The sequence below is a fragment of the Arthrobacter sp. SD1074B genome (genome assembly GCF_056780195.1).
This window is the reverse complement of record NZ_JBRAZT010000001.1, coordinates 3,748,547-3,762,725: the sequence shown is the minus strand read 5'-3', so window position 1 is coordinate 3,762,725 and position 14,179 is coordinate 3,748,547. Positions and strand designations below refer to the sequence as shown.

Annotated in this window: 11 protein-coding genes; 4 read left to right on the top strand and 7 right to left on the bottom strand. The window is 68.7% G+C overall.

Translation table 11 applies throughout. The annotated features are described in order from the left end of the window. Position 1: 1 nt before the first annotated feature. The 4 genes from ACUYM2_RS17480 to ACUYM2_RS17465 form a co-directional block, all read right to left on the bottom strand. On the bottom strand, positions 2-1,099 hold the full coding sequence (locus ACUYM2_RS17480; protein ID WP_481601520.1) for a sulfite oxidase: 1,098 nt from the start codon (positions 1,097-1,099) through the stop codon (positions 2-4). A 129-nt stretch (positions 1,100-1,228) separates the two neighbouring features. After that, a complete protein-coding gene (locus tag ACUYM2_RS17475; RefSeq protein WP_481601206.1) occupies positions 1,229-2,083 on the bottom strand; it encodes an SDR family oxidoreductase in 855 nt (284 codons plus the stop codon). Between the two features lie 3 nt (positions 2,084-2,086). After that, entirely contained in the window at positions 2,087-3,091 is a 1,005-nt protein-coding gene (locus tag ACUYM2_RS17470) for an aldo/keto reductase family protein (protein WP_481601205.1), read from the bottom strand. Between the two features lie 40 nt (positions 3,092-3,131). Continuing rightward, on the bottom strand, positions 3,132-3,809 hold the full coding sequence (locus ACUYM2_RS17465; RefSeq protein WP_481601204.1) for a hypothetical protein: 678 nt from the start codon (positions 3,807-3,809) through the stop codon (positions 3,132-3,134). 263 nt (positions 3,810-4,072) lie between these two features. Between ACUYM2_RS17465 and ACUYM2_RS17460 the strand changes: the two genes are divergently transcribed. Continuing rightward, complete coding sequence (locus ACUYM2_RS17460; protein ID WP_481601203.1) at positions 4,073-4,501, top strand: YchJ family protein; 429 nt, start codon at positions 4,073-4,075, stop codon at positions 4,499-4,501. On the opposite strand, the gene ACUYM2_RS17455 is transcribed toward ACUYM2_RS17460, so the two are convergent. The 3 genes from ACUYM2_RS17455 to ACUYM2_RS17445 all read right to left on the bottom strand — a co-directional run bounded on the left by ACUYM2_RS17455 (position 4,498) and on the right by ACUYM2_RS17445 (position 7,950). After that, positions 4,498-5,391 (bottom strand): YrzE family protein, encoded by an 894-nt coding sequence (locus ACUYM2_RS17455; RefSeq protein WP_481601202.1) that lies wholly within the window; start codon positions 5,389-5,391, stop codon positions 4,498-4,500. The two genes, ACUYM2_RS17460 and ACUYM2_RS17455, sit on opposite strands and share 4 nt — an antisense overlap. A 164-nt stretch (positions 5,392-5,555) precedes the next feature. Continuing rightward, positions 5,556-7,571 carry an acyl-CoA dehydrogenase family protein gene (locus tag ACUYM2_RS17450; protein WP_481601201.1) on the bottom strand — a complete coding sequence of 672 codons (2,016 nt, stop codon included), beginning with the start codon at positions 7,569-7,571 and terminating at the stop codon, positions 5,556-5,558. Between the two features lie 64 nt (positions 7,572-7,635). Further along, the gene (locus ACUYM2_RS17445; protein ID WP_481601200.1) at positions 7,636-7,950 is read right to left on the bottom strand and encodes a hypothetical protein; all 315 of its coding nucleotides are present in this window, start codon (positions 7,948-7,950) and stop codon (positions 7,636-7,638) included. Positions 7,951-8,235: 285 nt separating this feature from the next. On the opposite strand from ACUYM2_RS17445, the gene ACUYM2_RS17440 reads away from it, so the two are divergent. From ACUYM2_RS17440 to ACUYM2_RS17430, 3 genes are read left to right on the top strand one after another with little or no spacing between them, the layout of a single operon-like run. Then, positions 8,236-9,684, top strand: a complete 1,449-nt coding sequence (locus ACUYM2_RS17440; RefSeq protein ID WP_481601199.1) for a DUF3375 family protein — start codon at positions 8,236-8,238, stop codon at positions 9,682-9,684. 2 nt (positions 9,685-9,686) lie between these two features. Continuing rightward, positions 9,687-10,661 (top strand): DUF4194 domain-containing protein, encoded by a 975-nt coding sequence (locus ACUYM2_RS17435; RefSeq protein ID WP_481601198.1) that lies wholly within the window; start codon positions 9,687-9,689, stop codon positions 10,659-10,661. Further along, positions 10,658-14,167 carry an ATP-binding protein gene (locus ACUYM2_RS17430; RefSeq protein ID WP_481601197.1) on the top strand — a complete coding sequence of 1,170 codons (3,510 nt, stop codon included), beginning with the start codon at positions 10,658-10,660 and terminating at the stop codon, positions 14,165-14,167. The genes ACUYM2_RS17435 and ACUYM2_RS17430 overlap by 4 nt, the downstream gene beginning before the upstream one ends. Positions 14,168-14,179: the final 12 nt, after the last annotated feature.

Below are 14,179 nucleotides of genomic sequence, written 5' to 3'. Positions count from 1 at the left end.
CTCATTCCACCGTGACCTTGATCCGCTGGACCGCGTTGTTGCCCATGCCCTGGTAGTTCCAGACCGGCTCCAGCGGCTGGGTGGCGCCGCTGGCGTCCGTGGCGCGGCAGGAGAGTTCGTGCTGCCCGGGATCCGCTACCCACGGCATGGACCAGGCGGACCAGGCGAACGGCGCGGCGGGGTGCTCCAGCTGCGCGGGGGCCCATTTGCCGTCGATCCCCACCTCGACCCGCTGCACCCCGCCGTGGCCGGACCAGGCCCGTCCGGTCAGCATCACCGGGCCCGCGGGGAGGACCCGGTGCCGGGTGAAGAAGTCCGGGATGCCGGGCGGGACCATCAGTGCGCGGACCTTGATCCACGTGACCGGAGTGCCGGCGTCGTCCGCATCCTGCTGGTAGCGGTACGCGACGGACTGCTGGAAACCATCAAACGGCCTGGTCAGCACCTTGATCGAGGACAGCCACTTGACGCTCGCCATGCCGTACCAGCCGGGTACCACCAGCCGCAGCGGGTAGCCGTGCTGCGGCGGCAGCTCGGCGCCGTTCATCCGGTACGCGAGCACGACGTCGGGCCGCAGGGCCTCGCTGACCGGCAGGCTCCGGGCGTACTGCTGGCGCACGCCGCCCTGGATCCCGGCATCGGCGCCGGTGAAGGCCACCTCGACGGCGTCCTCGTCCACGCCGGCCTGGCTAAGCAGGTAGGCCAGCGGCACCCCGGTCCAGACGGCGGTGCCGACGCCCTCCAGCATCCAGGGCTGGCTTAGCGGCCGCGGCTTGAGCAGGGACCGGCCGTTTCCGGCGCATTCCAGCGTGACGGGGACGCTGATGCTCGGCGCTCGGCGGAGGGCGCGGAGGTTGAGTTCCAGGGACCGCTGCACGGCGCCGCCGATCCGCAAATGCCAGCGGTCCCCGTCGATGGCCGGGATGTCGAAGTGGTCCAGCAGGTAGTGCAGTCCCGGCGGTGTTACGTCGTTCCGGAGTGCCTCGAGCGGCATCGAATGGTTCCGCACCGCAAGCTGCAGCTCTTCGGCTGTCAGCGGCCCGTGGCTGGGCTCCCCGGGATGAGCTGCCAGCTGCTGTGCCTGCCGGCGCCGTGCCATGAGCGGTGAGGTGTGCTTGGACACTTGTTTGGGCATCTGACTGCGATTCTGTGCGGGTTCGCCTGCCTTCAGGTCTACGCCGCGGCCCGTGGTGCGTCAATACCGGGCCGCGGTCCCCGGCCTGTCGCCCTAGAGTGAGTGGGCTTCGGCCAGGAAGTCCGCGAGTCCCAGCGGTTCCCGCCCGGTCAGTTCGTGCACGTCCGAAGTCGGCCCCGCGAGCTCTCCGGCGGCTATGGCGGTGTAGGTGCTGACCCAGGCGTCCACCTGCCACCGCGGCGCGCCATAGGATTCCCGGGAAGCGTAGGCCTCCTTGAGGGTCTCGTTGTGGAAGCTGATGGTGCGTCCCGTTCCCGCGGTCAGCAGGCCGGCGGCCGCCGCCAGCGAAATGTCCTCCGGGCCGGTCAGGTCGTAGCTCCGGCCCACGTGCAGCGCCGGATCGCGCAGCACCGCCACGGCGGAGCGTGCAATGTCCGCCCGGGCTACAGCTGCCATGACACCGTCGCCGGCGGGTCCGCGGATCACCCCGTCCTCCCCGGCCAGCAGCGGCAGGAAGTCCAGGTAGAAGTTGTCCCGCAGGATCGTGTAGTCCATGCCGGAGGCTTTGATCCGCTGCTCGGTGGCGTAGTGGTCCCGTCCCAGCGTGAAGGTGCAATCCGGGGCTGCGCCGAAGAAAGAGGTGTACACGATGTGCTGAACGCCCGCGTCCGCTGCCGCGTCGACGAAGGCATAGTGTTGCTGCAGCCGGTCCTCGGCCTCCGCGGCGGAGACCATGAACAGCGTTTTCACCCCGGCCAGGCCGGCTCGTGCCTGCGCGGCGTCCGCGTAGCTGGCGACGGCGGGAACCGCGCCGTCGAGCTCCGGCGCGCGGCCGGCGTCGCGCACCAGAAGCCGCTGCGCGCTGCCCGCGTCGGCCAGCATCCGGGCCACCTGGCCGCCGAGCTGGCCGGTGGAACCGGTGACGGCGAGTCCCGGGAGGGTCTCCACCGACTAGGCCTCGCGGGAAGCGGGCGACTTGGTCTGCGCCGGATCCCGCTCGGCGAGGGACCCAATCGCGGCGTCGATCTTGTCCATGATGACCTGGTCCAGCTTCACCCCGGCCGCTGCCACGTTGCCGGCAATCTGCTCCGGCCGGGACGCGCCCATGATCGCCGAGGCGACGTTCTTGTTCTGCAGCACCCAAGCGATGCTCAGCTGGGCCATGGTCAGCCCGGCCTCCTCCGCGATCGGCTTGAGCTGCTGCACGCCGGTCAGGACCTCGTCGGACATCCAGCGCTCGATCATCCGGGCGCCGCCCTTTGCGTCCGTGGCGCGGCTGCCCTCCGGGGCGGGTTTGCCGGGGTGGTACTTGCCGCTGAGCACGCCCTGGGCCATGGGGGACCAGACGATCTGGGACAGGCCCAGCTCCTCCGATGTCGGGACCACTTCTGCCTCGATGACCCGCCACAGCATGGAGTACTGCGGCTGGTTGGAGATCAGCTGGAAGCCGAGCTCCTTGGCGAGGGCGTGGCCGTCGCGGATCTGGCTGGCCGTCCACTCGCTGACGCCGATGTACAGCGCCTTGCCCTGCCGGACGATGTCGGCGAACGCCTGCATGGTCTCCTCCAGCGGAGTCTCATAGTCAAAGCGGTGCGCCTGGTAGAGATCCACATAGTCCGTCTGCAGCCGGGACAGGGAGCCGTTGATGGATTCCATGATGTGCTTGCGGGACAGCCCAAGGTCGTTGTGGCCCTTGGGTCCGGTGGGCCCGAAGACCTTGGTGAAGATCTCCAGCGATTCGCGCCGCTCGTCCTTCAGCGCCTCGCCCAGGACCGATTCGGCGGCGGTGTTGGCGTAGACGTCCGCGGTGTCGAAGGTGCTGATCCCGGCGTCTAGCGCTGCCCGCACGCACTGGGTGGCGACGTCGTTCTCCACTTGCGAGCCGTGCGTGAGCCAGTTGCCGAAGGTGATTTCCGAGATCTTGAAGCCGCTGTGCCCGAGGTATCTGAATTCCATGGGTTCCAACGTAGCCCAGATGACGGTCGGGAGTAAGGCCTCAGCTGGCCTTGCGCTCCGTATCCTGCCGCTGGTCTTGCCGAGGACCCTGCCGCTTGCCTTGCTGCACCGGCTGGTTCTTGAGCATGGCCAGCGATCCGGTATCCAGGACGGGGCTCTTGGCCGGAACCGGGGGTTTCGTGAAGGCGCGTGGCGCGGACGTGGGGGCGCCGTTCCTGTCCGTCGCGGACTCGACCAGGGGCCCTACCTGCTGGATCTGGAGTGCCGGGGCCTTCGGGCTGGGCAGCTCGCGGACTGAAACCTTGACCTCGGGTACGGCATCGGCGTTTGCCCGGGCCGCGGCGCGGGCGTCTGCACTCTCGACGGCGGCGGCCCAGTCCCGGGACAGCTGGGGCTCCTTGCGCGCAAGCTTGGCCGGCTTGGCAGGCTTGGCCGGCTTCGCGGGGGTCTGCGGGGACGCGGATTGCGGCGCCGGGGCTCCGGCGGTGCCGGGCGCTTCCGGGCCACGTGCGGCGGTGCCGGCGGTCCGGCCGGCAGGTGTGCGCAGGTGCTTCACGCCGTGGAACAGGCCCATGGCGACCGTGGCCAGCAGCCGGCCGATGCCGGCAATGAGCAAGGTGATGACAAAGGCGAGGAAGACGCCGACGAACATCACGAAGCCAACACCAAGGGTGCCGAAGAAGGTCAGGTTCATGGCGATCGTTGTTGGGTCTTCCACTTCGCCTCTCCATTCCAGCCTGCAGTGAGGTCCGTGCCGCAATCGTCTCGCCGGGCAACAGCCCTCCTTAACCATACGGACTATTTCCAACGGACACGCGGCGAAAAGCCCTGCGGGGCACTATGTGTCCAAGCTGATACCTTAGGCCCCGGCCGACGCGACGCCGGCGGCCCGGGTTCTGCCCGCCAGGTCCTCCCGTGCGGCGGCGTCTATAGTCGGAGGCAGCCCACGCCGGAGAAGCCCGGCCTGCCGGAAGGAACCTCGTGACGCACGCCCAGGCCGACAACGCCGAGCCCTATGGAGCCACGTACCGGGGCAACTGCCCGTGCCTGTTCGGCGAGCAGTACGCCGACTGCTGCGGCCTGTTCCACCGTGGCGACGCGGAAGCGCCAACTGCGGAACAGTTGATGCGCTCCCGCTACAGCGCGTTCGTGCTGCGCGATGCCGGCTACCTGCTGCGGAGCTGGCATCCGGACACCCGGCCGGCCGGGGTGGACCTGGATCCGGACATGACGTGGCGGCGCCTGGACATCGTCTCCACGGGCCGCGGCGGCCCGCTGGACAGCGAGGGCATCGTCGAGTTCAAGGCCTGGTACCGGCACGGCGGTGAGCGCGGCGTGCACCACGAAACAAGCCGGTTCGTCCGAGAGGACCGCCGCTGGTACTACGTCGACGCGCTCACGCCCGCCTAGCGCTCCTCGACGGACTCCACCGGGGTGAAGCCGGCGCGGTCCACTTTGCGGTGGAAACGCATGCCCGCCAGGCCGCCCAGCACGGCGCCGACGAGGGCCACCAGGGCCACGACGACGGCGGCGATGATGCTGGTGGTGGTGAGGGCGCCCTCGTTCACGGGAATGCGGGGGAAGCTGTTCAGGTTCGCCAGCACGTTGTACTGCTGGCCAGCGGTCAGGGCCAGGATGGCGACGACGATTGCCGCAATCAGCGCCCAGATCCACACCATGAGGCCCTGACGGGCGCCGTTGAACCGGGCCATCCGACCGGCTACGTAGCCGCCGCAGTAGTAGGACACGAAGAGGACCACGAGCAAGGTGATGATCCCCGCGATCCCCACGCTCTGGTTCCGTGAGGCCTGGTTGACGGCCTCGTTGACGTTGGTGTTGGTGGCGAGGCCGACGGCGGTGCCGGCGGCGGCGACCAGTGCGGTCAACAGCACCGCCATCCCGGTGGCGGCGAGCCAGCCGAAGAACGCCGAGCCGATCTTGATGCCGCCGAACTGTTCTTTCTCCCTGGCCACCACCGTCTCGCGAGTGGGGATCTCGTCAACGACGGTGTCATCGACATAGCCGTCGTCGCGGGCGCCGTGGAGAGGCCGGTCGTCGCGGCCGGCTGGGCCCGCGGCGCCGGCCGGAGCGGCGGGGAAAGCGCGGGTGTCGTCGGTGCGTTCTTCGCGCATCTCAGCGCGTGCCGCTGCGCGGCGGTCTGTTTGTTCGTCGGCCGGGACGGGCCGTACCACGGTTGCGCCGTCCTGGCGGGCGTCGTGGATCCGGCCGTCCCGGTCAAGCGTTCCGTCTTCGTTCCGGGGGCGGCGGGGGAGGTCTTCGGGGCCTGTTGTGCTGCTCATGATGGCTGCTCGCTTTCATTGATTGACCCGGACTCGGCGCTTGGTCAAGGCACTGCGATGCGTCGACCGTCACCAGGTCTTGACCTCACCTAACCATGGCAGCGGCTCAATAGCAAGGGTGCTTACTATTTACGCCGGGAGCTCCGGGCGGGCGTAGCCGCACGTCAGCGGTACTTTCGGTGGAGGTTCTGCTTCACCGAGGCGCGCGGGCTGGCGTCCGCGATCCAGGGTCCGGTCCCCTCGGACTGGTCCAGTACTCCCGCCTCCAGCCACTGGAAGTCCCCGGCCAGCACTTTACGGGTTAGGGAGCGGTCGCCGTCGTCGGTGTTGCGCCAGAGCTGGTCGAAATACTCCTCGACCCGGACCCGCGCCTGCTCGCAGTATGCGTCGGCGAGTTCGTAGGCCGAGGCGCCGCGCTCCGGGGCGGTCCGCAGCAGCATTTCCGCCCGCGAGCAGCTGGCGGCCATCGCGAACAGCTCGGCACCGATGTCCACGATCCGGCCGAGGAACGCCTGCTTGTGCTCCAGCTTCGCCTGCCAGCGGCCCATGCCGTAGAAGGTCTGCCGCGCCAGCCGCCGCGACGCCCGCTCCACGAACCGCAGGTGCCTGGCCAGCCGGCCGAAATCGCCGTAGGAGCGAGGGTCCATGCCGGTGCCGGCCACCAGCTTGGGCAGCCAGCGGGCATAGAAGCCGGAGGCGCCGACCGCGGCCTTCGCCTTCTCTGACAGGCTGGCGTCTTCCGAGGCGAGCGCGCCAGCGGCGGCAAGGTGGGCGTCCACGGCTTCGCGCGCGATCAGCAGCCGCATGATTTCCGAAGACCCCTCAAAGATCCGGTTAATCCGCAGGTCCCGCAGCTGCTGTTCGGCCGGGACGGCGCGCTCACCCCGGGCCTCCAGCGAATCGGCCGTCTCAAAGCCCCGGCCGCCGCGGATCTGCACCAGTTCGTCCGCGATCCGGCAGCTGATCTCGGTGGACCAGAGCTTGGCCAGGGCGGCCTCGATCCGGACGTCCTTCTGCCCCGCGTCGGCCAGTTCGGCGGACAGTTCGAAAACGGCGTCGAGGGCGAAGGCGCTCGCAGCGATGAAGGCGATCTTCTTCCCTACCGCCTCATGCTGACCCACCGGGCGGCCCCACTGGGTGCGGGCGTTGGACCATTCGCGGGCAATCTTCAGGCTCCAGCGGCCGGAGGCGACGCAGAGCGCCGGGATGGAGAGCCTGCCGGTGTTGAGCGTAGTGAGGGCGATTTTCAGGCCCTGGCCTTCGCGGCCCAGCCGGTTGGCAGCGGGCACCCGTACCTGGTGGAAGCGGGTGACGCCATTCTCGATGCCGCGCAGCCCCATAAAGGCGTTGCGGTTCTCTACCGTGATGCCAGGCGAGTCCATTTCCACGACGAAGGCACTGATGCCGCCTTTGTACGCTGTGCCGTCCGCGTCGGTGTGCGCGGGCACCAGCGCCATCACCACCACGAGTTCGGCGATGACGCCGTTGGTCGTCCAGAGCTTCACGCCGTCCAGCACGTAGGACTGCCCGTCCTCGGACGGGACGGCGGTGCTCCCCATCCGGGCCGGGTCGCTGCCGACGTCGGGCTCGGTGAGCAGGAACGCGGTCACCGCGCCCGCCGCACAGCGCGGCAGGTACTCACGCTTCTGCTCCGGCGTGCCGAAGACCTTTACCGGCTCTGGAACGCCAATTGACTGGTGCGCGGACAGGAGCGCGCCGAGGCTGGGGTGCACCGAACCGAGCAGGGCCAGCGCCCGGCCGTAGTACACCAGCGACAGGCCCAGGCCGCCGTATTCGCGGGGGATCTTCATCCCGAAGACGCCGAGGCCGGCCAGCCCGGACAGGTATTCGTCGGGGATCCGGGCGTCGCGTTCGATGGTGCGCCCGGACATGGTCCGGCAGTAGGCGGTGAGCCGTTCCATGAACGCTTCGCCGCGTTCGACGTCGTCCGCCGGAGCCTGCGGCCAGGGGTGGATGAGGCTGAGGTCGAAGCTGCCGAGGTAGAGGCCCTTGGCGAAACTGGGCCGGTCCCAGCTGGTTTCGCGGGCGGCCTCGGCGATGGCCCTGGCGTCGGCGGCGGTGGCGTCGGGACCGATCTTCTGCGTGTCCACCGGGACTTTGGCGGCGGGGCTGTCGGTGGCCGGATCTTCGGTGGCTGGGTTGTCGACGGCGGAGCTCATTGGGCATCTCCTCTAACCGGGTTGTCCGGCTCGAGCCCTGGATCCGCCGCGGGTGGAGGACCCTTCAGCTGTCCCGCAATACTACCCGCGGGTAGGTGCCCGTACTAGGGGAGGACTGCCCTATTAGCTCGCCGGGGAACTCAACCGGCAGCTCCACGGTGGCGGCGTGGTGCAGGAGCCGGTCCCAGCCGGTGTTGATGCCGTGGACCAGGCCGAGCAGCACGCTGGCCGCGAGGAACCAGGCCAGCCGCCCCACCCCCACCAGGACCAACGCCGCGAAGGCCGCTGCCAGGATGAAGAGGGCTATCACGAGGGCGAAAACCAGCGTTCCGAAAAACACCAGGGTGCCCGTTTCCACCGCGCTTAGATCGAACTGCATTCTTCCTCCTGCACCGTCGCTTCGGCTGAACCAGTAGGCCGAGCGTAGGGTGCCGGAGGGAACGCAGCCAGAGTCGCCGGGCGCGTCGGGGGCCCTTGATACGGGATCGAAATGCTACCCGGGCGTAGGTCACGGAGAGGTCGCGGCAACGTCACCGGCAGCTCGGTCCGGCAGGTCACGACCGGGACAGCGGGGATCCCGAAGGCCCTGCGTTAACCTTGTAGTTGGCAGTTTTTCTTTGACCCGCTGCCCGACCCCCCACCCCGGCAGCGATTGGAGAACTGCGTGTCCCGTTCCGCTGTGTCCTCCGCCGACGCCATCAGCGCCCGGCTCAGGGACCTCGAACTCCTCACCAAAGGGCCTGCCTGGGCACTGACCCGCTCGGCGCCGTGGGTGATTGCCGTGTTGCAGGCTTCCTTCACCCGCACCCGGCCGCAGCTGCCGCTGGAACAGTTCCACGCCGACGTCGACGCTTTCCTTGAGCAGCTCCGCCGCCAGGACCCCGGGCTGGGCGGCTCCGCCAACGGAAAGGGTTTCGGCGACGAGTGGACGCGCAAGAACTTCCTGACCCGGCGCAACCAGTCGGGCCAGATCGTGTACGAGGTCACCGAGCCCGCGGCCCGCGTCCTCGCCTTCCTGGACAGCCTCTCCAGCGAACGCTCCACCCTCAACGGATCGCGGCTCGGCACGCTGCTGGGCGACGTCGAAAAGCTCGCCAACGAGACCAACCCGGACCAGAGTGCCCGGCTGGAATCGTTGGAAGAGGAGATTGGCGAACGCCGCCAGCTGATCGAGGAGATCAGCTCGGGGGAGTTCGACGGCCTGCTCGACGACGAGGAAGCCGTCGAGGCCGCGGGCAACATCCTGGACCTCGCCGCGAGCCTGCCCGCGGACTACAAGAAGATGCGTGACCGGATCGAGGAGCTGGTGGGCGAGCTCCGGAACCAGATCATCGAGGAATCCCTCAGCAAGGGCGCCACCATGGCCCAGGTTTTGGAGGCGGACAAGCGACTCCGACAGAGCCCGGAGGGCAGGACGTTCCGGTCCTTCACCGCGTTCCTGGAGGACCCGCAGCAGCAGCTGCGTTTCCGCTCGGCGATCGGGGAGGTGCTCAGCCGGCAGTTCGCCGACGAGCTCACTCAGGACGAGCGCGAGACGCTGAAGAACCTGGTGGCCGAACTGCGCAGCCAGCACAGCCAGATCCAGCGGATCTACGGCAAGCTCAGCGAAAGCCTCAACACCTACGTCCAGAGCGACGACTACCGCCAGTCCGTCCGGCTGCGAAAGGTGTTGCGCGAAGCCGAGCAGGCGATCCGCTCGCTGCCCTACGAGCGCGAACGCCCCGGGCTGGTCCGCGGCCCGGTGCTCTTCAACGCCGGCTTCGAATCGCTGGCTATGGTCAAGCTGTTCGACCCGGACGAGTTCGCCGCGCCGCCGAAGTTGGCCGATCCCATCGCGTTCAGTGACTCGGACCGGGTGCGCTCGCCGCGGACCGGCAAGGCCAGCCCCGAGGCGATCCGCACCGCCGTCGCTGGGGCGTCCACCCTCGCCGAAGCCTGGCAACAGCTGCCGGAGGCGGAACGCCACATCAACTCCATCCGCGCCCTGCTCTCGCACGCCCTGCACCAGGGCGCCGGCTTCGACCGCGCCGCCTGGGAGCCGCTGGACTTCGAACAAATCGACGGCTCCACCCGCACCGCTTACTTGCCCGTCGTCACGCTCAAAAAGGATTGAAGATGACCGAACTTTCCCAGGAAGCGCCCGGCACGGAACCGGATCGGGAGCCCCGGAACGCGCCGGAGCACGTGCCGGCGGACCCCTTCACCGTCACCCCGCGGGATACCTTCGTCGACGGCGCCGCCCTCTTCCCGGGGGACACCGGCGTGCTCCCGATGAAGGTCCGCCAGGCCCTGGTGAAGCTCCTCAAGGGCCCGTACATCGACGGTGGCCGGGACGAAAAGCTCTGGACCACGCTGCTGGACAACCAGCTGATCCTGCGCAGCCGGCTCTCCGAGCTGTTCCTGTCACTCCAGCTGGACCACGACCGCAAGGTGGCGGTGCTGCGTCCGGTGGACCCCGAGGCAATCGGCGGCAGCACCCGCTCCAGCATCCTGCGCCAGCAGCGGGCCCTGAGCCGGGTCGAAACGATCGTGCTGCTGCGCCTGCGCCTGCTGCTGGACCGCCACGTCACCGCCCAGACCGATCCCACGATCACGCGCGAGGAAATCGCCGACCTCGTGGCCCACTACCAGCCCTCCGGCCAGCAGGATGCCCTGCGCGATTCCGACGTCGTCAACCGAGCCATCACCAAGCTCCTGGCCCGCCAGCTCCTCCTCCCCACCGGCCTGGACGAGGTCTACACCATCTCCAACGCCCTCCCGCTGGCGCTCCCCTTCGAAAACATCGGCGACATCCCGGCCCAAATAGAATCCCTCATCGCCGCCAGCACCGACCCCGCCGGCACCGAACCCCTGCTGGAACTGGACGGCGACGGCCCGGCCAGCTCTGGCGACGACGCAGAGGACGACGACGGCGATGTCGCCGGTGTAGATCTGAGCCACGACGATTCGGTTACTGACAGCAGCGGCAGCGCCGGGGACATGCGGCAGCATGCGTCTAAGCGAGGAACGAGCGAGCATGCAGAGCATGTGTCCGGTGATGTCGCGAAAGGCGACCACAACGGCGCGATCATTGAGGAGGCCACCAAGTGAGCATCGCAACCATGCTGCCAATGGGCGAGCTCACCAACCCCGGCCAGATGCGCCTGGCCCTGGTCCAGGTGGTCAACTGGGGCACGTTCCATGGCGCCCACACAATGCACGTGGACCGCAACGGCACCCTGCTGACCGGCAATTCCGGTGTCGGCAAGTCCACCCTGTTCGACGCGATGCTGCGGGTTTTCGACGCCCGGCCGCGCTCCAACGAGGCCGCCGCGCAGCGCGCCGGCGGCGCGGTCGAGGACAAGAGGACCACGTTCACGTACATGCGCGGCAAGGTGGGGGACAAGGCCGTCGGCGAGGGATCGGCCAGTGCCTTCCAGCGTCCCGGCGCCACCTGGTCCGCCGTCGCGCTCACCTTCGACAACGCGGCGGGCACCCGGGTGACGATCTCTGCACTGTTCGACCTGCCCAAGAACGGCACCGAGTCCAGCGTGGGCCGGTACTACGTGATCGACCACAAGCCGCTGGACCTGGCCGCCCTGGAGGGCATCGCGGAGAAGCGGTTTACCAAGTCGGCGCTGGAGGCGATCTTCCCCGAGGCGCAGATTTTCGACGTGCACAAGGCCTTCGCCGAGCGGTTCCGGCGCCTGCTGGGGATCAACTCGGACCAGGCCCTGCCGCTGCTGCGCGTGATCCAGGCCGGCAAGGGCCTGGGCGGCAGCGTCAACACCTTCTTCCGGGACCAGGTCCTGGATGCACCCGCCACGCTGGCCGCCGCGGACGACGTCGTCGAGGAATTCAGCAACCTGATGTCCATCCGGCAGCGGCTCGAGGACGTCCGGCAGCAGCGCGACCAGCTTGCTCCGGTCCCCGGGCTGAACAAGGAGTATGCGCAGTCCCTGCTCGACGCCAACCGGCTGCGGGACCTCGCGGGCGAGGAATTCGAGGCCTACAAGCAGCAACTGGCCGTCACCGTGCACGAGAAGACCTTGGAACGCTTCAAGTCGCTGGCCCAGGCGAAAGCCCAGGAACTCGGCGCCGAACGGAGCGTCCGTGACGGCCTGGCCAAGGAACTGCGCCAGCTCGAGACGGATTACAACAACCAGGGCGGCAACGCCATCTCCGCGATCGAACAGTCGCTGGAGAACGCCCGGGTGGGCCTCAAACTCCGCCAGCAGGTCGAAGAATCCGCCCGCAAGGCCCTCACCGACGCCGGCCTGGAGCTCGAATGGTCCGCCGCCGGCTGGGAGCAGGCGCACGAGCAGGCCGCCGCACGCTCGACCGAACTCAAGGACGACTCGGAGGCGCTCAAGGAGCTGCGTTTCGAGGCCTTCGACTCCCACGCGACCAGGAAGCGGGAGCTCGCCGCGGCCCAGCAGGAACTCGTCTCGCTCAAGACCCGCAAGTCCCTGCTGCCGCCGTCGAGCATTGAAAACCGGAGCGCCATTGCGGCCGCCACCGGCGTCCCCGAGGAGCGGATGCCCTTCGGCGGCGAGCTGATCGACCTCGCCGAGGGCCAGGAACAGTGGCGGCCGGCGGCCGAGCGCGCGTTGCGCAGCCTCGCCACCACCCTGCTGGTCCCGGGCGAGCATTTTGCCGCCGTCACCCGCTACCTCAATGACCACCCGGTCCGCGGGGCGTTGCGCGCCGTGGATGTCTCCAAACCCCTGGCCGGCGGCGCGCTGGCCGTGCAGGACGCGGCCGACGGCGACCTGCTGACCAAGCTGGACATCCTCACCGCCGGGGCCGCCACGGAGGCGGGCGAATGGATCCGGGAGCGGATCGCCCTCGATTTCGCCTACCCGTGCGTCGAGGACCCGGATGAACTGGCACGGCTGGACAAGGGACTGAGCCTGGGCGGGGTGGTCAAGCGCAACCGCCACACCGTGGAAAAGGACGACCGCTTCACCTCCCGGCAGGACTACGTCCTCGGCTTCGACAATGCCGCCAAGCTCGAACTTGTCGCGGCGCAGGTGGAGGACCTGCAGCAGGAACTCGCCAAGGCCGCCGAACTGGCGCAAAGCCGGGAAGAATCCCACCAGGGCATGAGCCGCCAACTCGACGCCCTTCGCCGTGTGGCCGATGACCACCGGAGCTGGGAGCAGGTGTCCGCGGCGGTCGCAGCCGACGAGCTCGCACGGATCGAGCGGCGGCTCAAGGACGCCCTCGCCGCGCAGGCCGACCTCGAACCGCTGCGCGCCAACATCGAGGCCACCCGCCAAAGGCACCAGTCCAGCACTGAAGCCGCCGCCGTGCTGCAGAGCGAATACAAGGCCCTCGAATCGCAGCTGACCACCGCCGACTCACTGCTGGACGCGTCGCGGCAGCGGCTGGCGCAGCAGCCGCCGTCGGAGGCCTCGGTCGAGGCGCTGGCGCCGTACTTCGCGGACTTCGGCGACGTGCTGGAGATGCACGAGCTGGACAACCTGGCCAACCAGGTCCGGACCCGGCTGCTGGCCGAGCTGCACACAGCCGAATCCCGCGGCCAGGCCACCTCGGAGCGGCTCACCCGGATCTTCGAAGGCTTCGTGCGCGAATGGGGCACGGCCATCTCCGCCGACCACGGCACCTCGATCGGCGCTGCAGGCGAGTTTGAAGCCCGCTACCACGCGATCGTCAGTGACGGCCTCCCCGCGCAGGAGGCCGAGTTCCGGCAGTTCTTCAACCAGCGCACCCACGAATCCTTCAGCACGCTGCTGCACTTGCTGGACGAGGAACGCCGCTCCATCACCAGCCGCATCCTGCCGCTGAACGGCATCCTCTCCCAGGTGAACTTCCACGAAGGCAGCTTCCTGGAACTCGACATCAAGCAGACCCTGCCGGCGACGGCGAAGCAGTTCAAGGACGCCATCCAGAACGCGCTGAAAGTCCGCCACGCCCGGCCGGGGAAGGTTGCCGCGGCCGCAGCCGGCGCCTCCGCCCGCTCCTCCGGCACGGACTCCGACGACGACGCCGAGCTCACCACCCGCTACAAGTCCCTCGAAACGCTGGTGAAGCGTCTGGGCTCGCAGACGCCCGAGGACCGCCGCTGGCGTGCCGAGGTGCTGGACGTCCGCGGCCACCTCTTCATCCAGTGCAAGGAGCACCGCGAGGTGCAGGGTTCCGGTTCCAAGGCGGTGCCGAGGGGCGGCGGCGACAACCGTGCAGCGAAGACCGAGGTCTTTATGCACGCGGACACCGGATCGATGTCCGGCGGCGAGCGTCAACGTTTCACCGCGTTCATTATGGCCGCGGCGCTGAGCTACCAGCTGGGCATCGCCGAGCAGGGTTTCACCACGTACGGCACCGTGATGATGGACGAGGCCTTTGTGCTCGCCTCGGAGGAATTTGCCGGTGCCGGCATCAAGGCGTTGCACGAATTCGGCTTCCAGTTGCTCCTGGCCGCGCCGGAGAATGTGATTGACCTGTCCCGTCACCTCGGATCCGTAACCGAGATCCTGCGGGACAAGCGCACCAACCGCTCCGGTGTGCTGACGGCGCCGGTGATCGCCCAGGGCCCGGGCGCCGAGGGCGTCTGGCGTTCCGAGGCGAACCCGGTGGACATCGTCCTGCGCTGAGCTGGGTTGCGG

What these genes read in the sequence shown, in the direction of transcription:
- ACUYM2_RS17480 (WP_481601520.1), bottom strand. Translation starts at nt 1,099, where the DNA reads ATGGCACGGCGCCGGCAGGCACAGCAGCTGGCAGCTCATCCCGGGGAG.
- ACUYM2_RS17470 (WP_481601205.1), bottom strand. Translation starts at nt 3,091, where the DNA reads ATGGAATTCAGATACCTCGGGCACAGCGGCTTCAAGATCTCGGAAATC.
- ACUYM2_RS17455 (WP_481601202.1), bottom strand. Translation starts at nt 5,391, where the DNA reads ATGAGCAGCACAACAGGCCCCGAAGACCTCCCCCGCCGCCCCCGGAAC.
- ACUYM2_RS17450 (WP_481601201.1), bottom strand. Translation starts at nt 7,571, where the DNA reads ATGAGCTCCGCCGTCGACAACCCAGCCACCGAAGATCCGGCCACCGAC.
- ACUYM2_RS17445 (WP_481601200.1), bottom strand. Translation starts at nt 7,950, where the DNA reads ATGCAGTTCGATCTAAGCGCGGTGGAAACGGGCACCCTGGTGTTTTTC.
- ACUYM2_RS17435 (WP_481601198.1), top strand. Translation starts at nt 9,687, where the DNA reads ATGACCGAACTTTCCCAGGAAGCGCCCGGCACGGAACCGGATCGGGAG.